The 19,852-nt window shown below is 64.7% G+C and carries 20 protein-coding genes, 1 tRNA gene and 1 pseudogene; 14 read left to right on the forward strand and 8 right to left on the reverse strand.

Going from position 1 to position 19,852, the window contains the following annotated elements; genetic code table 11:
* Window position 1: 1 nt before the first annotated feature.
* From WJU17_RS10025 to rfbF, 4 genes are all read right to left on the reverse strand, one after another.
* On the reverse strand, window positions 2–739 hold the full coding sequence (locus tag WJU17_RS10025) for an aldolase/citrate lyase family protein (RefSeq protein ID WP_346327186.1): 738 nt from the start codon (window positions 737–739) through the stop codon (window positions 2–4).
* Window positions 740–856: 117 nt separating this feature from the next.
* Complete coding sequence (gene rfbH / locus WJU17_RS10030) at window positions 857–2,215, reverse strand: lipopolysaccharide biosynthesis protein RfbH (protein WP_346327430.1); 1,359 nt, start codon at window positions 2,213–2,215, stop codon at window positions 857–859.
* Window positions 2,216–2,250: 35 nt separating this feature from the next.
* Entirely contained in the window at window positions 2,251–3,366 is a 1,116-nt protein-coding gene (gene rfbG / locus WJU17_RS10035; RefSeq protein ID WP_346327187.1) for a CDP-glucose 4,6-dehydratase, read from the reverse strand.
* Complete coding sequence (gene rfbF, locus WJU17_RS10040; RefSeq protein ID WP_346327188.1) at window positions 3,351–4,121, reverse strand: glucose-1-phosphate cytidylyltransferase; 771 nt, start codon at window positions 4,119–4,121, stop codon at window positions 3,351–3,353. Before rfbF ends, rfbG begins: the two co-directional genes overlap by 16 nt.
* Window positions 4,122–4,771: 650 nt before the next feature.
* On the opposite strand from rfbF, the gene WJU17_RS10045 reads away from it, so the two are divergent.
* Both WJU17_RS10045 and WJU17_RS10050 read left to right on the forward strand, forming a co-directional pair.
* Complete coding sequence (locus WJU17_RS10045; RefSeq protein WP_346327189.1) at window positions 4,772–4,963, forward strand: hypothetical protein; 192 nt, start codon at window positions 4,772–4,774, stop codon at window positions 4,961–4,963.
* 567 nt (window positions 4,964–5,530) lie between these two features.
* A pseudogene (locus WJU17_RS10050) lies at window positions 5,531–5,722 on the forward strand (CRISPR-associated endonuclease Cas2); the annotation flags it as partial.
* A 662-nt stretch (window positions 5,723–6,384) separates the two neighbouring features.
* On the opposite strand, the gene WJU17_RS10055 reads toward WJU17_RS10050, so the two are convergent.
* Window positions 6,385–6,474 (reverse strand) — tRNA-Ser (locus WJU17_RS10055).
* A 204-nt stretch (window positions 6,475–6,678) separates the two neighbouring features.
* Here WJU17_RS10055 and rplU point away from each other — a divergent pair.
* From rplU to WJU17_RS10115, 12 genes are all read left to right on the forward strand, one after another.
* The gene (rplU, locus tag WJU17_RS10060; protein WP_346327190.1) at window positions 6,679–6,993 is read left to right on the forward strand and encodes a 50S ribosomal protein L21; all 315 of its coding nucleotides are present in this window, start codon (window positions 6,679–6,681) and stop codon (window positions 6,991–6,993) included.
* Window positions 6,994–7,005: 12 nt separating this feature from the next.
* Window positions 7,006–7,263, forward strand: a complete 258-nt coding sequence (gene rpmA / locus WJU17_RS10065) for a 50S ribosomal protein L27 (RefSeq protein ID WP_346327191.1) — start codon at window positions 7,006–7,008, stop codon at window positions 7,261–7,263.
* Between the two features lie 87 nt (window positions 7,264–7,350).
* A complete protein-coding gene (gene obgE / locus WJU17_RS10070; protein WP_346327192.1) occupies window positions 7,351–8,394 on the forward strand; it encodes a GTPase ObgE in 1,044 nt (347 codons plus the stop codon).
* Between the two features lie 9 nt (window positions 8,395–8,403).
* A complete protein-coding gene (gene proB, locus WJU17_RS10075; protein ID WP_346327193.1) occupies window positions 8,404–9,519 on the forward strand; it encodes a glutamate 5-kinase in 1,116 nt (371 codons plus the stop codon).
* A 10-nt stretch (window positions 9,520–9,529) separates the two neighbouring features.
* Complete coding sequence (locus WJU17_RS10080) at window positions 9,530–10,816, forward strand: glutamate-5-semialdehyde dehydrogenase (protein ID WP_346327194.1); 1,287 nt, start codon at window positions 9,530–9,532, stop codon at window positions 10,814–10,816.
* A complete protein-coding gene (locus tag WJU17_RS10085; RefSeq protein WP_346327195.1) occupies window positions 10,794–11,444 on the forward strand; it encodes a nicotinate-nucleotide adenylyltransferase in 651 nt (216 codons plus the stop codon). Before WJU17_RS10080 ends, WJU17_RS10085 begins: the two co-directional genes overlap by 23 nt.
* 10 nt (window positions 11,445–11,454) lie before the next feature.
* On the forward strand, window positions 11,455–11,811 hold the full coding sequence (gene rsfS, locus WJU17_RS10090; RefSeq protein WP_346327431.1) for a ribosome silencing factor: 357 nt from the start codon (window positions 11,455–11,457) through the stop codon (window positions 11,809–11,811).
* Between the two features lie 67 nt (window positions 11,812–11,878).
* Complete coding sequence (rlmH, locus tag WJU17_RS10095; protein WP_346327196.1) at window positions 11,879–12,340, forward strand: 23S rRNA (pseudouridine(1915)-N(3))-methyltransferase RlmH; 462 nt, start codon at window positions 11,879–11,881, stop codon at window positions 12,338–12,340.
* A gap of 39 nt (window positions 12,341–12,379) precedes the next feature.
* Window positions 12,380–13,972 (forward strand): 2,3-bisphosphoglycerate-independent phosphoglycerate mutase, encoded by a 1,593-nt coding sequence (gene gpmI / locus WJU17_RS10100; RefSeq protein WP_346327197.1) that lies wholly within the window; start codon window positions 12,380–12,382, stop codon window positions 13,970–13,972.
* Complete coding sequence (locus tag WJU17_RS10105) at window positions 13,969–15,186, forward strand: peptidoglycan DD-metalloendopeptidase family protein (protein ID WP_346327198.1); 1,218 nt, start codon at window positions 13,969–13,971, stop codon at window positions 15,184–15,186. The genes gpmI and WJU17_RS10105 overlap by 4 nt, the downstream gene beginning before the upstream one ends.
* Before the next feature lie 45 nt (window positions 15,187–15,231).
* On the forward strand, window positions 15,232–16,611 hold the full coding sequence (locus WJU17_RS10110; RefSeq protein ID WP_346327199.1) for a S41 family peptidase: 1,380 nt from the start codon (window positions 15,232–15,234) through the stop codon (window positions 16,609–16,611).
* On the forward strand, window positions 16,608–17,105 hold the full coding sequence (locus WJU17_RS10115) for an RNA pyrophosphohydrolase (protein ID WP_346327200.1): 498 nt from the start codon (window positions 16,608–16,610) through the stop codon (window positions 17,103–17,105). The genes WJU17_RS10110 and WJU17_RS10115 overlap by 4 nt, the downstream gene beginning before the upstream one ends.
* Here the strand turns inward: WJU17_RS10115 and WJU17_RS10120 are convergent.
* Genes WJU17_RS10120 through atpD form a run of 3 tightly spaced genes read right to left on the reverse strand, consistent with a single transcriptional unit; the run spans window position 17,102 to window position 19,850 of the window.
* A complete protein-coding gene (locus tag WJU17_RS10120; RefSeq protein ID WP_346327201.1) occupies window positions 17,102–17,938 on the reverse strand; it encodes a ferritin-like domain-containing protein in 837 nt (278 codons plus the stop codon). The two genes, WJU17_RS10115 and WJU17_RS10120, sit on opposite strands and share 4 nt — an antisense overlap.
* Before the next feature lie 37 nt (window positions 17,939–17,975).
* Window positions 17,976–18,383, reverse strand: coding sequence for an ATP synthase F1 subunit epsilon (atpC, locus tag WJU17_RS10125; protein ID WP_346327202.1), 408 nt, complete (start codon window positions 18,381–18,383; stop codon window positions 17,976–17,978).
* Window positions 18,384–18,407: 24 nt separating this feature from the next.
* Window positions 18,408–19,850, reverse strand: a complete 1,443-nt coding sequence (gene atpD / locus WJU17_RS10130) for a F0F1 ATP synthase subunit beta (RefSeq protein WP_346327203.1) — start codon at window positions 19,848–19,850, stop codon at window positions 18,408–18,410.
* Window positions 19,851–19,852 lie beyond the last annotated feature (2 nt).

Below are 19,852 nucleotides of genomic sequence, written 5' to 3' on the forward strand. Positions count from 1 at the left end.
ATCAAATCCGACTTCGGATCACATTCATCCGCTGGTGCACAGCATCCCGCCGGTCACCGACGATCACGGTGCGCAGGTTCAGCAACTCATGTTCAGCATCGATCGCGGCTTCGAGGGCGCCGTTCTCGGTGCACTGGGCGACCGTCAATACGGCCTTGCGCGTCTCGACGTGATGAAGCAGCGACCTCAGTTCGCCATCGGCACGCAGCAGCTCGCGTGTCCTGCTATTGATGCTGCCACCCATCGTCACCAATAACCCGCGCTTTCTCGCCGCGCGAGCGACAATCTTGACCTTGTCGACAACGACGGGGCTGTCCACGCTCGGACCACGGAACGAGGCGTTCAGATCGGTACGTCCGATCGTTACATTCGTGAGTCGCGTCCCCGCATCGAGAATTTCTTCAATATTGTTGACGGCAGTGAACGTCTCTATGGTCACGCCGATATTGTCGAAAAACCCTAAGGGTAGCATTCCCATGTATTTTTCCATGGCGAACGCGGTCTCGATCATCGGCGCCACAATACTGCGCACGCCAAGTTGCTGCAAGAACAGGCAATCCGATTTTGCCTCACACCCCCCGATCTTTACAACGTAATCAAGGCCGCGTCGAGCAGCGAACAGGACCTCGGCAGCTATCTCATCCCGTGTCAACCCCTCCGCTTCGAATTCGCCTTTCAAAGATACGAAGTGCGAATAAAGGGGATCCACATACTTATCACCCTCAGGTCTGCTTAACATGCTGCTTCTCATTATCTTGGAGCCTTTAGCTTTATGCCGCCTTCGATCAAAGGCGGATTCTTCGTTAGTCGTAGATTTTCGCAGCGAGGCTCACCCCTCGGTTCCCCCACGGACCCATCAGACTTTCACCGCAAGTCGCCGCGACGGCGCGGCGCCAGAAGCGACTTCAATGAACTGGGCAATAGCCTCCGCCACATACAAGAGGTGGTCTTCCCCAAGGCCGGGATACAGACCAATCCAGAAAGACTTTTCAGTGATCGTATCCGAATTATCCAAGTCCCCGACGACACGATATTCGCGTGACCGCATGTAAGGTTGTCGCAACAGGTTCCCCCCGAACAACAAGCGTGTGGCGATCCGCTTGCTGTCCAAGAACTTGATCAGGTCGTCCCGCGAAAAACCAGCGTCCGGTCGAACCGTGATCGGATAGCCGAACCACGATGGATCGCTACGCGGCGTGGCCTGCGGCAGGATCAGCCGGTCCTCGAACGGCTTCAGCGCCTCGGTCAGCAGGTCGAAGTTGCGCCGCCGCTGCTGGATGAAATCATCGAGCCGGTCGAGCTGGGCAAGCCCCACTGCAGCCTGCATGTCTGTGATCTTCAGGTTATAGCCGCAGTGGCTGTAGGTATATTTGTGATCGTAGCCGAAGGGCAGGTCGCCCAGCTTGCGGTCGAAGCGTTTACCGCAGGTGTTGTCTTTTCCCGGCGGGCACCAGCAGTCGCGCCCCCAATCGCGCATGGATTCGAGCACACGCTTCAGGCGCGGCTTGTCCGTGAACACGGCACCGCCTTCGCCCATGGTGATATGATGTGCAGGATAAAAGCTTAGCGTGCCGATATCGCCGAACGTACCGACAGGGCGTCCGTCATAGGTCGAGCCAAGCGCATCACAGCAATCCTCGACGACGAACAGGCCGTACTTCTCGGCCACCCGCATAACCTCATCGAGAGCGAAGGGATTTCCCAGGGTATGCGCCACCATGATGACCCGCGTGCGGTCCGACACGGCGGCTTCGATCATCTCCGGCTTGATATTGTATGTCGGGATGTCCACATCGACGAAAACCGGAACGATGCCGTACTGCAAGGCCGGATTTACGGTTGTGGGGAAGCCCGTCGCGGCGGTGATCATTTCATCGCCAGGCTTCAGGGCCTCTCCACGAAGATAATGCGAGGTCAGCGACGACAACGCCAATAGATTGGCGGAGGAACCGGAGTTCGCCGTAAGCGCGTGCTTTACCCCGAGGCGGCTAGCCAGCCGCGCCTCGAACGCGTCATTGAACCGGCCCGTCGTCAGCCAGAAATCGAGAGCTGAATCCACGAGGGACCGCATCTCTGGTTCCCCATACACCTTGCCCGACACCGGTACAGCGCTGACGTCCGGGACGAAGGGCTTCGGCGCGTGAGCGGTGCGGGCATAGGCCCCCGTCACCTCAAGAATGACGCGGCGCAGCCCTTCCGGACCTTCCCGGTCCATAACCCCGTCTATCAGCGCCTGCAGTAAATCAGTCATTACGCCGAGGCCTTTCTTACATTTGTCTCCGCGGGTGGCAGGAAGCCGTAGCGGCGGAGCTGGGCCAGCGATACCTCGCGTACGTCACAACCGTTGTCGTATGCGTCATGCCATTCGACGATGCTCTGCAGTGTCGCCTCCAACGTGATCCGGGGCCGCCATGCAAGTCGCGTTCGCGCCTTCGAGCAGTCCAGCCGCAGCACCTTGGCCTCGTGCGGTTGCTGCGTGGCCGGAGCCGTCCAGTTGTCGCGCCAGCCCCACAAGGCACCCAGCCTGCGAACGATGCTGCGTACCGGCCGAGTGTCTTCATCCGCAGGACCGAAGTTCCAGGCGTCGGCGGCGCTCGCATCGCCCGCCAGCAAGCGTTCGGCCACCAGGAGATATCCCGCGAGCGCATCGAGCACATGCTGCCACGGGCGTACGGCGTCGGGTGACCGTATCTCAGGCGCGGTCCCCGTCGACCGGGAACGGATGAGATCCGGCACAAGGCGGTCATGCGCCCAGTCGCCGCCACCAATTACGTTGCCGGCCCGCACCGAGGCTACTCCGATGCCGTGCTCGCGCAGTCGCGCGGGCTCGAAGTACGAACGGCGATAAGCTGCGACCACCAATTCTGCGCAGCCCTTGCTGCTGCTGTAGGGATCATGACCACCTACGGGATCGTTTTCCCGGTAAGGCCAAACCCACTCGCGGTTCTCGTAACACTTGTCACTGGTGACGCAGACCACGGCGCAAGGGCCGCCGATTTGCCTGACGGCATCAAGCAGGTGAACCGTGCCCATCACGTTTGTCGCGTAGGTTTCTACGGGCTCCATGTACGACAGTCGTACGATTGGTTGAGCGGCGAGGTGGAAAACCACGTCAGGGCGTGCGATGCGCATTGCAGCAATCAACGCCTCGCGCTCCCGAATATCGCCTTCGATATGTTGCACGAGGCCAGCGATGTCCGCAGCCTCGAACAGGCTGGGGTCGGTGGGGGCAGCAAGCGAGAAACCGGTAACCTGGGCCCCCATCTCGGCCAGCCACAGCGCCAGCCAGCCGCCCTTGAACCCCGTGTGGCCGGTCAGGAAGACGGACTTCCCCTGCCAGACCGCGGGATTTACCAGATTTTCCATGGGGCGTTCCCTGAACTCCATAGTTCCTCGAGATGCTGCTTGTCGCGCAGGGTATCCATCGCCTGCCAGAAGCCGTTGTGGTGGAAGGCGCCCAACTGGCGGTCGGCGGCCAGCTTCTCGAGCGGCCCCGCTTCCCAGATCGTATCCGGCCCTTCGATCAAATTCAGGACATCCTGGTTGAGGACGAAGAAGCCTCCATTAATGCGTCCTCCATCACCTGCCGGCTTCTCCCGGAAATTGCTCACCAGCGGCCCGTCGAACTCAAGCGCGCCGAACCGCCCCGGCGGAGCGACCGCCGTTATGGTGGCTTTCTTGCCATGCGACGCGTGGAACTCGATCAACGACTGGATATTGATGTCCGCCACCCCGTCACCGTAGGTAAGGCAAAAGGTGTCGGTATCGCCGAGATGGGGGCGGATTGCCTTCAGACGCCCTCCGGTCATCGTGTTCGCCCCCGTCTCGACCAAGGTAATGCGCCAAGGCTCACACCAGTTATGATGAACCTCCATCGAATTATTGCGCAGATCAAGCGTCACATCAGCGGTATGCAGGAAGTAATTGGCGAAATACTCCTTAATCATATACCCTTTGTATCCTAGGCATATGATGAATTCGTTCACGCCATTGGACGAGTAGATTTTCATAATGTGCCAAAGGACAGGCTTACCGCCAATCTCGACCATCGGCTTCGGCCTTATGGCGGTTTCCTCGCCCAGCCGGCTCCCCAAGCCACCCGCTAAAATTACTGCTTGCAATAGCTTCCCACTCCAAATTCATCTGACCTGAGCCAGTGCAAATTTATGCGTCAACTTGCGCCCGCACAATACTTGGCGATCTGTCAAACCTTGGGCGGCGCGGGGCCGGTTGGCTCCCAAGGATACGGCGGGCGGCCCATCATATCGCGGAGGAGGTAGCGCAAGGCAAGGTCAAAATGTGCCGGGTTGCGTGCAACCCGATGACTACAATTTCGGCCCCCTAGTGATCGGCGCACTCTGGCCACGTCGGCATGGAGTTGCCGGCGCCACAGGTGCCCGCTCCTGGTATGCCTAGGTCTCGGTTTCCGGCGGACCACGCACAACGGGCTTGAAACTCGTCGGACGACGATTCGCGCGATCACCTTCGCCCATGCCTGGTCCCGCGACCATGATCCGAACAGGCGCCCCAGTGGGAACCAAGGGCGCCCTTCACCCCCCCCTTTATCAGACCAAGCCCATCATCCGGAGCCCTGGATCCGCCGTGCCCGTCGCGTCGCAGTTTCGCTGTTGCACCCGTCGCAGGTGACGGGCGAGTGCGCCGGGCCCGCCCAACCGACGGTATTGACCGGGTCTGCCCGCCCGTTGTTACACTGGCGCACCGAAACCGTGAGGATGCCATGCGCCGAGTGCTGATTGCCGCGCTGCTGTAGTTGCTGCCTGGCGGTAAGCTGATCGCCGACCGGGGCAACGCGCGCGAGATCATCAGGGCCGACGACATCGTTATGACCGACGACCATGTGTTCTGGAAGCAGGGCCCGGAGTTCCAGTTCCTTCCGAAGAAGAACCGCATGACCCACACCTCCGGTACCGGTACGGACGAGCTGACCTGCGCCCGGCAATAGCCACGACACTCGGCCGGACCGACGATGAGCGGGAGATTGCTCCCACCGCCATGCCCGGGCGGTCGGCCGGCACAGCGCGCTACAGTGACATCACCGCCAGCAGGTCCTCGACCGACCGCGTGCCGAAACCGTCCGCCCTCAGGATCACCGGGCCATGGAGCTGCGCCCACCACAGCAGCGCGGGCGCATCCTCTCGCACTCGGTCGAGCAGCGGCTAGAAGCTGGCCGAGGCGCGCGCCTGAGCGGACTGCCCTCGGCTGCCCCCGGCATCAAACGGGAGGCGAACATCAGCCGGTACAGCTCCACGTTCTCCTCGCCGAACTTCAGGTAAGCGGCGCATTCGCATAGGAGGTCTCCATGAACATGATGTCCAACACCGCGGCCCACGCAACGCAACCCCCGGCACCGGGACCACCGGCGCCCCTACCTGTTCGGCAATTTCGATCCGGTCGGGTGGAGACGACCACCTTCGACCTGCCGGTCACCGGCCGCATCCCGCCGAGTTAAGAGCCGACTGCTGCACCTCGGCCCCAACCCGGCGCCCGGACACGGCGACGTCTCATGGTTAAGGCACAATTTTCGGTCTTCGAGTGTGAGGTTGATCCGGCCCAATGGGCAGCATTGCTCGCTTCGCTGATGGCCCTGATCGATCCGGAGGTCGACAGCCTGCGCTTCTATCATTTGGGCAACGGCGTCCGGACGATAGAACACCATGGATCGAAGCGGCCGTTGGATCCAGACGGCGCGCTGGTCTTCTAGCTCACACCAGTTCGGCGCCCCGGGAATTGGAACACCCGCTGAGGTGATCTTATCTGGACCAACGTGCTGTCGCTCCCTCACGGGGGCATGGTGTGCCAGCATCGGCAAGGGCATCAGACATCGTTAGGCGGACTGCGAGGAAGCGTCCATGTCAATCTGGCGTGTCGTCCACTAAACGAAGGATGAAGTAGCCGCGGACGTAGCCGCGTTTGGGGTCCCATCAGCTCGATCCGACCGTCTTCCCGTGTCCGTGGGCTCAGGCGTGCATACTGTAGGTGTAGCGGCGCCGGCGCTCGGCAAACGTCAGCGGCGGGCCACGTCGAGCTGGGGGAGGCGACCGTCATACGCTCACGGCCTGGCCTGGCCCCTGAGGTTTGGCCGTTCACATCAACGCCTCCAGACGATCACGCGAGTGGGCCGAATGAGGGTGTCCGACGATCGGTCGCGCGGACATCAAACTATCCTCGCACGCCCTGATGAACATGTAAGCGAACCGACGCTTCCTGATGCGGAGAAGTTCAGAGAGACGGTGTCCCGGGCATGGCGCCAGGCGTCTCCGTTTCACCCTCAGGTTGTGGGACAGGCCGCTAACGTACCGAAATTGCGGGGCTATTTCGACCCGCTATCAATCCAAAAAATGTAATGAAATCAAGGAGACAGCCTGGCGGAGAGGGTGGGATTCGAACCCACGGTACGCTTGCACGCACAACGGTTTTCGAGACCGCCCCGATCGACCACTCCGGCACCTCTCCGCTGGGGTAGGCTTGTCTCGATGCGGCGGGAAACTAGCGATACAATCGGATAAAGTAAATGCCCGCGTGCACGGGAATCGTCAGGTCGGGCGTATTGACTTGAAAAGACGAATCGCTATAGTGCGCGCTCCGTTCGAGGGGGCCATCCCCTTCGAATAACGAATCTATGTACCGGGCATGCCGCCCCGCGAGAAGAGACGAAAAATGTTCGCAGTAATCAAGACGGGCGGAAAACAGTACCGGGTCGCCGCCGGCGACGTGATCAAGGTCGAGAAGCTTGAAGCCGAAGCCGGCGCCGTTCTCACCCTGGGTGACGTTCTGGCCCTGGGCGATGGCGACAATGTCACCCTGGGCGCGCCGCTGGTCGATGGCGCTTCGGTGACCGCCGAGGTGCTGGAGCAGACCCGCGCCAAGAAGATCATCGTTTTCAAGAAGAAGCGCCGTCAGAACTATCGCCGCAAGAACGGCCACCGCCAGCACCAGACGGTGCTGCGGATCACCGGCGTCTCGGCGAACTAAGGAGCACGACTCATGGCACATAAGAAAGCAGGCGGCAGCTCGCGTAACGGTCGCGATTCGGACGGCCGCCGACTTGGCGTGAAGAAGTTCGGCGACGAAGCCGTCGTCGCGGGCAACATCATCATCCGTCAGCGTGGCACCAAGTGGCACCCCGGCGAGAACGTCGGCATGGGCAAGGATCACACCCTGTTCGCGCTGGTCGAAGGCCAGGTGAAGTTCTACGTGGGCCGCGGCGAGCGCGCCTATGTAAAGGTCGTCCCGGCGGCCTAGATATCCTTTCGAATGGTTGTCCGACCAAAGGGGAATGGATAGCCATTCCCCTTTTTTCGTATTCGCACCAGCAGCCCCGAAGGCGTCATGAAGTTCCTCGACGAATGCAAGATCTACCTGCGCAGCGGCAACGGCGGTAACGGCGTCGTCGCCTTCCGGCGCGAGAAGTTCATCGAGTTCGGCGGACCCAATGGCGGCGATGGCGGCCGGGGCGGCAGCGTCTGGGTGGAAGCCGTCGACGGGCTCAACACCCTGATCGACTATCGCTACAAGCAGCACTTCAAGGCCCAGAGCGGCGAGCCCGGCGCCGGCCAGAACCGCACCGGCCACAATGGCGAGGACGCGGTGCTGCGCGTGCCCGTGGGCACCCAGGTGTTCGAGGACGACAAGGAAACCCTGCTGGCCGACCTGACCGAGGTGGGCCAGCGGATCAAGCTGCTGACCGGCGGCAATGGCGGCTTCGGCAACGCCTATTTCAAGAGCTCGACCAACCAGGCGCCGCGCCGCGCCAATCCCGGCCAGGAAGGCCAGGAGATGTGGGTGTGGCTGCGCCTGAAGCTGATCGCCGATGCCGGCCTCGTCGGCCTGCCCAACGCGGGCAAGTCCTCGTTCCTCGCCGCCGTCTCCAGCGCGCGCCCCAAGATCGCCGATTATCCCTTCACCACGCTGACCCCCAATCTGGGCGTGGTCGGCGTGGACGGGAAGGAATTCGTCATGGCCGACATCCCCGGCCTGATCGCGGGCGCGTCGGAAGGCCTCGGCCTGGGCACCCGCTTCCTCGGCCATGTGGAACGCTGCGGCGTGCTGCTGCATCTGGTCGATGGCACCCAGGACGACGTCGCCGCCGCCTATCGCACCATCCGGCGCGAGCTGAAGCGCTATGACGAAGTGCTAGGCAGCAAGAAGGAGATCGTCGGCCTGAACAAGATCGACGCCCTGACCCCCGAGGAAATCGAGGAGAAGCTCGCCGCCCTGAAGAAGGCGGCGCGCAAGAACGTGCTGCCCCTGTCGACGGTCAGCGGCGAAGGGGTGCAGCCCGTGTTGCGCGCTCTGTGGAAGACCATCGAATCGCGCCGTCAGGCCGAGGCCGCCGAGGCCAACGCCTATGACGATCCCTGGCAGCCCATCTAGGCCACCGCCATGCGATTCGATTTCCTCGGCGCGCGGCGCATCGTCATCAAGATCGGCTCGGCCACCCTGGTGGACAAGCGCACCGGCCTGCGGCGCGGCTGGCTCGCCTCGCTGGCCGAGGACATCGTGGCGCTGCGGGCGCGCGGCACCCAGGTGGTGATCGTCTCGTCCGGCGCCGTCGCGCTGGGCTCGCCGCTGCTGGGGCCCGAGTTCAACCGCTCGCGGCTCGCCGACAGCCAGGCCGCCGCCGCGGTCGGCCAGATCAAGCTGGCGCATGCCTATCAGGAAACCATGGCGCGGCACGACATCACCGTCGCCCAGATTCTGCTGACCCTGGACGACACCGAGGTGCGCCGCCGCTACCTCAACGCGCGCGAGACCATCGAGGCGCTGGTGCGGCTGGGCGCCCTGCCCGTCATCAACGAGAACGACACCGTCGCGACCACCGAACTGCGCTATGGCGACAACGACCGGCTGGCCGCGCGCGTCGCCCAGATGATCTCGGCCGATTGCCTCGTCATCCTGTCCGACGTGGACGGCCTCTATTCCGCCGACCCGAGCGAGGATGCCTCGGCCACCCTGTTCACCCACATTCCCCGGATCACCCAGGAGATCGAGGACATGGCGGGCGAGCCCAAGGCCGATGGCGTCGGCAGCGGCGGCATGATCACCAAGCTCGCCGCCGCCAAGATCGCCGTGCCGTCGGGCTGTCACGTATTGATCGTCAACGGCAAGCCGGACCATCCCATCGGGCGCTACCGCGACACGGGCGTGGGCACCTGGTTCGAGGCGCACGAGGCGCCGCTGACCGTGCGCAAGCAATGGATCGCCGGGACACTGAAGCCGACGGCGGTACTGACCGTGGACAAGGGCGCCGAAGGCGCGCTGCGCCAGGGCAAGAGCCTGCTGGCGGCCGGCGTGACCGCGATTCGCGGTGTGTTCGAGCGGGGCGACACGGTCACCGTGCAGAACGCGGACGGACGCGAGCTCGCGCGCGGGCTCGTCGCCTATTCAAGCGACGAGGCGCGCCGTATCATGGGGCGCCGGAGCGACGCCATCGAGGAACTGCTGGGATACAAGGGACGCGGCGCGGTGATCCACCGGGATCATCTGGTGCTGCTGTAGGAGACACGCCATGACCGTCGCGGAAATGCGCACGCCCGCCACCGACATCGCCGCCATCATGAAGGCGCTGGGAGACGCGGCCAAGGCGGCGGCGCGGCTGCTGTCGACCGCCCCGACCGAGGCCAAGAACGCGGCGCTGCGCCACGCCGCCCAGGCCGTGCGCGACCGGGCGGACGAGATTCTGGCCGCCAATGCCCGCGACCTGGCCTCGGCCCGCGAACGCGGGCTCGGCCACGCGCTGCTCGACCGCCTGACCCTGACGCCCGATCGCGTCGCCGGCATGGCCAAGGGGCTCGACGAGGTCGCCGCCCTGGCCGATCCCGTCGGCGCCGTGATGGACGAATGGGACCGCCCCAACGGGCTGCGCATCGCCCGCGTGCGCGTGCCGCTGGGCGTGATCGGCATCATCTATGAATCGCGCCCCAACGTGACGGCCGACGCCGGCGCGCTGGCGCTGAAGGCGGGCAACGCGGCGATCCTGCGCGGCGGCTCCGAGGCGGTGAACTCCAACCGCGCCATCATGGAATGCCTGGCCGAAGGCCTGGACAAGGCCGGCCTGCCCGCCGCCTCCATCCAGCTGGTGCCGACCCAGGACCGTGACGCGGTCGGCATCATGCTGCGCATGGCCGATACCATCGACGTCATCGTGCCGCGCGGCGGCCGCTCGCTGGTCGAGCGGGTGCAGAACGAGGCCCGAATCCCCGTGTTCGCCCATCTGGACGGCATCTGCCATACCTATGTCCACGAGGCCGCCGATCTGGCCAAGGCCCGCGCCATCGTCGTGAACGGCAAGATGCGACGGACCGGGGTGTGCGGCGCCACCGAATGCCTGCTGATCGACCGCAAGGTGGCCGGCACCCATCTGAAGCCCATCGTCGAGGACCTCATCGCCAAGGGGTGCGAAGTGCGCGGCGACGCGGACGCCCGGGCGGTGGACAGCCGGATCGTGCCGGCGACGGACGCGGACTGGGGCACCGAGTTCCTCGACGCCATCATCGCCGTGCGCGTGGTGGACGGGATCGACGAGGCCATGGACCACATTGCCCGCTATGGCTCCAGCCACACCGAGTCCATCGTCACCGAGGACAGGCGGGCCGCCGAGCGGTTCCTCGCCGAGGTCGGCTCGGCCATCGTGCTGCACAACGCCTCGACCCAGTTCGCCGATGGCGGCGAGTTCGGCATGGGCGCCGAGATCGGCATCTCCACCGGCAAGATGCACGCGCGCGGCCCGGTCGGCGTCGAACAATTGACCATCTTCAAATATGTGGTTCGGGGTGACGGCCAGATCCGCCCCTGATCCGCGCGCGCCCAATCCCCTGTCGGGGATGTGGCGCGGCCGCAGGGTCGGGCTGCTCGGCGGCTCGTTCAATCCGGCGCACCAGGCGCATCTGCTGGTCACCCGGCAGGCGCTGGTCCGGCTCGGGCTGGACGAGGTTTGGTGGCTGGTATCGCCGCAGAACCCGCTGAAATCCAGCAGGGACATGGCGCCGCAGGCCGAGAGGCTGGCGGAGGCGACTCGGGTCTCGTCCGACAGGCGCATCCGTCCCACCATCATCGAGACCGCGCTCGGCACCCGATTCACCGTCGATACGCTGGCCGAACTGCGCCGCCGCTTCCCGCTCACCCGCTTCGTGTGGCTGATGGGTGCGGACAATTTGCAACAGGTGACGCGCTGGAAGCACTGGACGCGCCTGTTCGCCCTCGCCCCGGTTGCGATTTTCGGCCGGCCGACCTATTCTTTACGCGCAATGTCCAGCACGGCGGCAAAAAGATTCGGCACGCGGCGCATTCCGGTGGAGCAGGCGCGCGATCTGGCGGGGATGGTTCCCCCGGCATGGACGTTTATTCATTTGAGGCACGAGCCCACCTCGGCGACCGCGATACGCGCGGCCCGGCGCGCCTCCAGCAGGAGCAGTGTAGATTAGTACACAGCAGATTCAGACTTCCAGCGACCCGCTTTTATCGCTGATACAGAAGTCACTCGATGACGACCAGGCATCCGAAATCGTCACCATCGACCTCCGGGGCAAGACCAGCCTCGCCGATTACATGCTGATCGCCACCGGGCGTTCGGCCCGCCACGTCACGGCGGTCGCCGAGCATCTGGGCGAGACCCTGCGCGCCTCCGGCCATCGTCAGTTCCAGATCGAGGGCCTGCCGGCCGCCGACTGGGTGCTGATCGACGCCGGGGATGTCATCGTCCACCTGTTCCGCCCGGAAGTGCGGTCGTTCTACAATCTGGAAAAGATGTGGTCGCCCGCCCTGATCGACGCACTGGAGACGGCATCCTAAACGCCGCCGCGCAGGCGACGGCCCGTCGCAGTCTCCCGGCCCGCCCCGGGACGGATGCGTTTGTTTCATGAACCTGACCATCATCGCCGTCGGACGCGCCAAGGCCGGCCCGGAACGGGACCTGTTCGACGACTACCGCAAGCGCCTGCCCTGGACGCTCGACGTGGTCGAGGTCGAGGAAAAGCGTCCGCTGGACGCGGCCACATTGCGCGAAAAGGAAGCCGGCCTGCTGCTGGCCAAGGTCCCTTCGGGATCGGTGGTCGTCGCCCTGGACGGGCGCGGCGAGAAACCCACCAGCGAAGCCTTCGCGGCGCGCATGGGCGCCTGGCGAGATGGCGGCAACTCGCGGGTTTCCTTCCTCATCGGCGGCGCCACGGGCCACGGCAAGGGCGTCCGGGCGCGGGCCGATTACACATTTTCGCTCGGTGATTTGACATGGCCGCACATGCTGGTTCGCGCTATGTTGGCCGAACAATTGTACCGGGCCTGGAGCATCCTGGCGAACCATCCCTACCACAGGGCCGGTTGACGCCTATCTCCCTTCTAACCGCGTGAACTTGACGGAACCATGACTGAAACGACCCTCTCTGCGAACCGGCGGCCGCGTCCGGCGGTGCTGTGCATCTTGGACGGCTGGGGACACCGGACCGAGCGCGAGAACAACGCCTACCTCCAGGCGAACACGCCGAACCTGGACCGCTTGTTCGCCACCTCGCCCCATGCCCTGCTGAACACTTCGGGCGAGGCGGTCGGCCTGCCCGATGGCCAGATGGGCAATTCGGAGGTCGGCCACATGAATCTGGGCGGCGGCCGTGTCCTCGTGCAGGACCTGCCCAAGATCGACGTCGCCATTCTCAACGGCTCGCTGGCCGCCAATCCGCGTCTCACCGACGCCATCGCCCGTGTCAAGACGGCCGGCGGCGCCTTCCACGTCATGGGCCTGCTGTCGCCTGGCGGCGTCCATTCCCATCAGGATCATCTCGTGGCGCTGGCGCGCATCATCAGTGGCGCCGGCGTTTCCGTGGTTCTGCACGGGTTTCTGGACGGCCGCGACACGCCGCCTTCGAGCGCCCGTGAGTTCACGCGTGAGGTCGAGGCCGCCATTGCCCCGCTGCCCGGCGTGCGCTTCGGCACGGTCATCGGCCGCTTCTATGCCATGGACCGGGACAAGCGGTGGGATCGGGTCGAGAAGGCCTATGCCGCCATGGTGCGCGGCGAAGGCAACCAAGCGCCAAGCGCCGACGCCGCCATCGCCGCCAGCTATGACTCCGGCGTGACCGACGAGTTCGTGCTGCCGGCGGTACTGGACGGCTACACCGGCATGAAGGATGGCGATGGCCTGCTGATGTCCAATTTCCGCGCCGACCGGGCCCGCGAGATCCTGACCGCGCTGGTCGACCCCACGTTCGACGGTTTCGGCCGCCATCCGCTGGTGGCGTTCTCGGCGGTGCTGGGCATGGTGGAGTATTCGTCCGCCCTCACGCCGTTCGTGCCCGCCTTGTTCCCGGCCGAGAAGGTCGCCAACACGCTGGGCGAGGCGGTCTCGCGCGCCGGGCTGAAGCAGCTGCGCATCGCCGAAACCGAGAAATATGCCCACGTGACCTTCTTCTTCAACGGCGGCGAGGAAGCCGTGTTCGAGAACGAGGACCGTATTCTCGTCCCCTCGCCCCAGGTCGCCACCTATGATCTGAAGCCGGAAATGTCAGCCGAGGAAGTGGCCGACCGCCTGGTCGAGGCCATCGCCGCCGACAAGTACGACCTGATCGTCGTCAACTTCGCCAATCCGGACATGGTCGGGCACACCGGCATCCTGTCGGCCGCCATCAAGGCCATGGAAGCGGTGGACGCCGCGGTCGGCCGGCTCGATGCCGCCGTGAGGGCGCGTGGCGGCGTCATGCTGGTCACGGCCGATCACGGCAATCTGGAACTGATGACCGATCCGGACACGGGCGATGCCTTCACCCAGCACACCACGTTCCAGGTACCGGTCGTGCTGTCCAACGCCGGCGATGTGACGCTGCGCGACGGCGCCCTGTCGGACGTGGCGCCCACCATGCTGTCGCTGATGGGCATCGCCAAGCCCGCCGAGATGACCGGCCAGTCCCTGATTCTGCCGGCCCGGCCCGCGGCGCTGCCCCGGGAGGCCCGTGCCCAGGCGTGACCTTGCCCCGGCGTGATCTCGCCGGGTCCTTGTGCCTGGCGGCGCTGATCCTGCTGATGGCGGGCGGGACTGCTTTTGCCGCGCCCCCGAACAAGGGAGAAGCGCAGGATCGTCTGCAATCCATCAAGCAGGAAATGGACGAGGCCGCGGCCAAGCGCAAGAAATTGGCCCAGGAAGCCGCGGCGCTGAAGGAAGAGGAACGCAAGCTGTCGGTGGCGCTGGTCGAGGCCGCCGCCCGCACCCGCGAGCATGAAGTCCGCATCCAGGCGCTGGAAGAACAGCTGACCGATCTTCAGGCGCGCGAGGTCGACGCCGCCCGGACGCTGGAGACCAAATCCAACGATCTGGCATCGTCGATGGCCGCCATGCAACGTCTGTCGCGCCAGCCGACCGCCGCGCTGGTCCTGCGCCCCGCCAGCGTGGACGACACCGCGCGTACCGCGATCGTCCTGGACCGCGTGCGCGACGCCCTGGTCCGGCAGGCCGCGGACCTGCGGTCCCAGATGGAGGATCTGCGCACCTTGCGGCAGAACATCGAGCTGCAGCAGGCGGCCTTGCGGACCCAGCATGAGGAACTGGCGGCGCGCCAGAAGGACGTCGACCGGCTGCTGGCGGATAAGAAGGCCAGCCGCACCAGCACCGAGTCCGCGGCGAAGAAGGAAGCCGAGCGCGCGCGCAAGCTGGCCAAGGACGCCAAGTCCATCGAGGCCCTGCTGCGCAAGCTCGAGGAACAGGCCCGCAGGGACCGCGAGCGCGAACGCGAACGCGAGAAGGCACGCAAGACGCCCAAGAAACCCGACGGTCCCGCATTCTCGGGCGCCGAGGGCAAGTTGCCCCTGCCCGTGCAGGGCAAGATCATCCGCCGCTTCCAGGACAAGGACGATTCCGGGCGTGCCTCGAGCGGGATTTACGTGGAGGCGCGCGGCTCGGCGCAGGTCATCTCGCCTCATGACGGCAAAGTGGTGTTCGCCGGCCCGTTCCGCGATTACGGGCAGCTATTGATCATCGATCATGGTGAGGGATATCATACGCTTCTAGCGGGTATGGGCCAGATCGACGCCGCCGTGTCGCAATCGGTCCTTGCCGGCGAGCCCGTTGGACAAATGGGGCCTGAACGCGCGGGACCGGCGCGCGACTCCAAACCAAGACTATATATTGAACTGCGACGCAATGGTCGCTCGATAAACCCGCTGCCATGGCTCGCGGGTCGGTGACAGAAAGGTGTGTGGATGACTTCCAAGGTTGTTAGCCGGCTCGGAATGACCGCGCTGGTAAGCGTCGCACTGATGACGGGCACGCTGGGGGCGAGCTGGGCCGCCGACCGGTCGGAAACCTACCGGCAGCTGAACCTGTTCAGCGATGTGTTCACCCGCATCCGCGCCAATTACGTCGACCAGGTGGACGACAAGGAGATGATCGAGTCGGCGATCAACGGCATGCTGACCTCACTCGATCCGCATTCGAGCTATCTGAACGCCGAGAACTTCGAGGACATGCAGGTCCAGACCAAGGGCGAGTTCGGTGGCTTGGGCATCGAGGTCACCATGGAAAATGGCCTGGTGAAGGTGATCTCGCCGATCGACGGCACGCCGGCGGAGAAGGCCGGCGTCAAGGCCGGTGACTACATCACCGCCCTCGATGGCGAGCAGGTCATGGGCCTGAGCCTTTCCGACGCGGTCGAGAAGATGCGCGGCGCGCCCGGCTCCAAGATCGTCGTCTCCATCGCCCGGCGCGGCGAGCAGTCGCAGTTCGACATCGAGATCATCCGCGACATCATCAAGATCCAGTCGGTCAAGCACCGCGTGGAGGGCGATACGGGCTATATCCGCATCACAACCTTCAACGAGCAGACCGAGCCGGGCCTGAAGAAGGCGCTGGAAGACATCAAGAAGCAGCTCGGCCCGAAGATGAACGGTCTGGTGCTCGACATGCGCAACAATCCGGGCGGCCTGCTCGATCAGGCCGTCGCGGTAGGCGACGCGTTCCTCGACCATGGCGAAGTGGTACAGACCCGCGGTCGCGACCCGCAGGACGTGCAGCGCTATCACGCCCACAGCGGCGACCTGCTGAACGGAATGCCCATGATCGTGCTGATCAATGGCGGCTCGGCCTCGGCGTCGGAAATCGTCGCCGGCGCGCTGCAGGACTATCACCGTGCGATCATCGTCGGCACCAAGTCCTTCGGCAAGGGCTCGGTCCAGACGATCATTCCGCTCGGTCAGGGCAATGGCGCCATGCGGCTGACCACGGCGCGCTACTTCACCCCGTCGGGGCGCTCGATCCAGGCCGAGGGTATCGAGCCGGATATCATCGTCGAACAGGCCAAGATCGAGAAGATCGCCACCGAGATCAAGGGACCGAGCCGGACCGAGGCCTCGCTGCGCGGTCACCTGGAAAACCCGAATGACAAGGACAAGGCGAAAGGCAAGGGCGAGAAAGCCGCGCCCATGCCGCTGCCCCCTGCCGAAGACGACGAGCCTGCCGACGCTCTTCCGCTGAGCGACAAGGACAAGCCGCAGGAAGGCCCCAAGAGCAGCACGGACATCGCCGAGGATGATTACCAGCTGGCCTACGCTCTCGACCTGATCCGGGGTCTGGCGCTGACCCAGAAGCGCACTCCGGCGCCGGCCGCCAAGTGAGCGAGCCGACCGCCTATCGCCCTTGCGTGGGCATCGTTCTGGTCAACCGGGAAGGCCGGGTGTTCGTTGCCGCGCGCATCGACAACCCGGCCGATGCCTGGCAGATGCCGCAGGGCGGCATCGACAAGGACGAGGACCCGCGGCAAGCGGCCCTGCGCGAGCTGGGCGAGGAAATCGGCACGGCGAATGCCGAGATCGTCGCCGAGAGCGAGGGCTGGATGCAGTACGACCTACCTCCCGAGCTGATCGGAAAGCTGTGGCGCGGCAAGTACCGGGGCCAGACCCAGAAATGGTATGTGATGCGCTTTCTGGGCGAGGATGGCGAGATCGACATCGTCACCGAGCATCCCGAATTTCGCGACTGGAAATGGGTGCCGTTCGAGCAGGTGCCCGAGCTGATCGTGCCATTCAAACGGGATCTGTACTCGCGTCTCGTGGAAAGCTTCGGCGACGTGGTCAAGACCATCGCCCACACACCCCAGACAACCGTCTAGGCCGCGACCAGCTTCCCCAGCTTCTTCTGGCGCCGATGCATCAGGTGCCACGCCAGTGGCAGGCTGAATTTCACGACGGGACTGCCCGTGCCGAAGCCGACGGCCCGGAGCATCATCTTGACACCCTTTTCCACGTGAGCCCGCCGATAGAGCGCGTAGGCGCCGTTCTCGTAGGCCAGCGAGCAGCGTTCGCGGTCATAGGCCTCGTCGCTGACCGGCGCGATGTTGGCGGCGTAATAGGCGTAGCCGAACTCGTCGTCATTCACCTCGGCGATCCGCTCGCCCAGGATCTTCATCCGCGCCAGCTTCCCCAGACCCTCGCCGCGCGCCTCATGGGCTTCCAGATGGCTACGGAACAGCTTGTAGTGCCGAACCTCGTCCGCCGCGATGTTTCGGGCGATCTGGCGCAGCACCGGTTCCTCGGTGGCGTCCTGCATGGCGGAATAGAACGAGGTGGTGCCGCTTTCCACGATGCATCGGGCGAACAGCTCGCCCGGGCGTGAACCGCGGGTGGATTCTGCGGTATCGAGCGGCACCTGCTGATAGCCGGCACGGAACCGCTGCAGCGCGCTCTCTAGGTCATAGTCAGGATCGGCCAGGCTGGCCCAGCGTGCGAGCGCGCGGCCGTGCTGAACCTCTTCCTCGCCCCAGACACGCACGGCGTCGCACAGGGCGGCGTCGCCACGGAAGACGTTGCACAGATAGGTCACGTAGTCGGGTGCGTTCGCCTCGACGAGCGCGGCGGCCTTGATGGTCTCAAGCAGCCGCCGGTCTACCTTGTCTGCCCGGTAGGCGCTCCAGTCGATATCGTCGAGTGTCCAATATCGGCTCATGCCATCCCTGCTCCGTTCGAACTGGCCGAAGGGACGGCTATTCTACGGCGCTGAGCAATTGGTTCAAGCCGTCATACACCTGCTGCGCGCGGGTACGCTCGGCATCGGTCTTGGCCAGGGTGGTGTCTTCCAGGGCATTGGCCACGCGCGTGACCAGCTCCGCGCGGTCGAGAGTGGCGAGGTCGATCGCCTCCTCGGCCAGCACGGTGACACGGCCGAGCGCGGCATCCACGAACCCGCCGCGCACGAAAATCCGTGCGCTCGGCTTGCCGCCCCAGACGGCATAAACGTCGAGGGTGGACGGCCGCAGGGTCGAGATGATCGGCTGGTGACCGGGCATGATCGTGAAGTCGCCCTGGCTGCCGGGCACCATCACCGCTTCGACTTCCGCCGACATCAGCAGGCGGTCCGGCGAAACCAGTTCGAAGAAAAGTGTATCTGCCATGATGGTGCTCTCCGGCCCCGGTTATCAGGCCGCTTCGGCCGCCATGCGCTCGGCCTTCGCGACCGCTTCCTCGATGCCGCCGACCATGTAGAAGGCCGCCTCGGGGAGATGATCGTATTCGCCGCTGACCAGCGCCTTGAAGCCCTTGATGGTGTCTTCGATGGCGACCAGCTTGCCCGGCGAACCGGTGAAGATCTCGGCCACGTGGAACGGCTGGCTGAGGAAGCGCTGGATCTTGCGGGCGCGGGTCACGGTCAGCTTGTCGTCTTCCGACAGCTCGTCCATGCCCAGGATGGCGATGATGTCCTGCAGGTTCTTGTAGCGCTGCAGGGTTTCCTGGACGCGGCGGGCGACCTGGTAATGCTCGTCGCCGACCACGCGCGGATCGAGAATGCGCGAGGTGGAATCGAGCGGATCCACGGCCGGATAGATGCCGAGCTCGGCGATCGAGCGCGACAGAACGGTGGTCGCGTCAAGATGGGCGAACGAGGCGGCCGGCGCCGGGTCGGTCAGATCGTCGGCGGGAACGTAAATGGCCTGCACGGACGTGATCGAGCCCTTGTCGGTGGTGGTGATGCGCTCCTGCATGGAGCCCATGTCCGTCGACAGGGTCGGCTGATAGCCCACGGCCGAAGGAATACGGCCGAGCAGCGCCGACACTTCCGAGCCGGCCTGGGTGAAGCGGAAGATGTTGTCGACGAAAAACAGCACGTCCTGGCCTTCGACGTCGCGGAAATATTCCGCGATGGTCAGGCCCGACAGGGCGACGCGGGCACGGGCGCCCGGCGGCTCGTTCATCTGGCCGAACACCAGCGCCACCTTGGAGCCCTCGCTCGTCGGGTTGCCGTCGGCATCGCGGGCGATAACGCCGGCTTCGAGGAATTCGTGGTAAAGGTCGTTGCCTTCACGGGTCCGCTCGCCGACGCCCGCGAACACCGAGGTGCCGCCATGCGCCTTCGCGATGTTGTTGATCAGTTCCTGGATGAGCACGGTCTTGCCAACGCCGGCGCCGCCGAACAGGCCGATCTTGCCGCCCTTGGCGTAAGGCGCGAGCAGGTCGACGACCTTGATGCCGGTGACGAGAATTTCGGTCTCGGTCGACTGGTTGATGAAGTCCGGCGCCTGGGCGTGGATCGGGGCGCGCTGTTCGGCGCCGATCGGACCGCGTTCGTCGACGGGCTCGCCGATCACGTTCATGATGCGACCCAGCGTCTTCGGACCGACCGGCACGGTGATCTGCGTACCGGTGCTGGCGACGGACTGGCCGCGGACCAGACCGTCCGTGGTGTCCATGGCGATGGTGCGCACCGTGGATTCACCCAGATGCTGGGCGACTTCGAGCACCAGGCGGTTGCCGTGGTTGTCGGTTTCGAGCGCGCTCAGGATGGCGGGCAGTTCGCCTTCGAACTGAACGTCGACGACGGCGCCGATAACCTGGGTGATTTTGCCGGTAGTATTGGTGGTCATGG

Origin of the sequence: Iodidimonas sp. SYSU 1G8, from assembly GCF_039655775.1 — a bacterium.
Lineage (GTDB): Bacteria > Pseudomonadota > Alphaproteobacteria > SMXS01 > SMXS01 > RI-34.

What these genes read in the sequence shown, in the direction of transcription:
- rfbG (WP_346327187.1), bottom strand. Translation starts at nt 3,366, where the DNA reads ATGGAAAATCTGGTAAATCCCGCGGTCTGGCAGGGGAAGTCCGTCTTC.
- rplU (WP_346327190.1), top strand. Translation starts at nt 6,679, where the DNA reads ATGTTCGCAGTAATCAAGACGGGCGGAAAACAGTACCGGGTCGCCGCC.
- atpD (WP_346327203.1), bottom strand. Translation starts at nt 19,850, where the DNA reads ATGACCACCAATACTACCGGCAAAATCACCCAGGTTATCGGCGCCGTC.
- proB (WP_346327193.1), top strand. Translation starts at nt 8,404, where the DNA reads ATGCGATTCGATTTCCTCGGCGCGCGGCGCATCGTCATCAAGATCGGC.
- WJU17_RS10025 (WP_346327186.1), bottom strand. Translation starts at nt 739, where the DNA reads ATGTTAAGCAGACCTGAGGGTGATAAGTATGTGGATCCCCTTTATTCG.
- rlmH (WP_346327196.1), top strand. Translation starts at nt 11,879, where the DNA reads ATGAACCTGACCATCATCGCCGTCGGACGCGCCAAGGCCGGCCCGGAA.
- WJU17_RS10080 (WP_346327194.1), top strand. Translation starts at nt 9,530, where the DNA reads ATGACCGTCGCGGAAATGCGCACGCCCGCCACCGACATCGCCGCCATC.
- rfbH (WP_346327430.1), bottom strand. Translation starts at nt 2,215, where the DNA reads ATGGACCGGGAAGGTCCGGAAGGGCTGCGCCGCGTCATTCTTGAGGTG.
- WJU17_RS10110 (WP_346327199.1), top strand. Translation starts at nt 15,232, where the DNA reads ATGACCGCGCTGGTAAGCGTCGCACTGATGACGGGCACGCTGGGGGCG.
- rpmA (WP_346327191.1), top strand. Translation starts at nt 7,006, where the DNA reads ATGGCACATAAGAAAGCAGGCGGCAGCTCGCGTAACGGTCGCGATTCG.
- gpmI (WP_346327197.1), top strand. Translation starts at nt 12,380, where the DNA reads ATGACTGAAACGACCCTCTCTGCGAACCGGCGGCCGCGTCCGGCGGTG.
- obgE (WP_346327192.1), top strand. Translation starts at nt 7,351, where the DNA reads ATGAAGTTCCTCGACGAATGCAAGATCTACCTGCGCAGCGGCAACGGC.
- WJU17_RS10120 (WP_346327201.1), bottom strand. Translation starts at nt 17,938, where the DNA reads ATGAGCCGATATTGGACACTCGACGATATCGACTGGAGCGCCTACCGG.
- atpC (WP_346327202.1), bottom strand. Translation starts at nt 18,383, where the DNA reads ATGGCAGATACACTTTTCTTCGAACTGGTTTCGCCGGACCGCCTGCTG.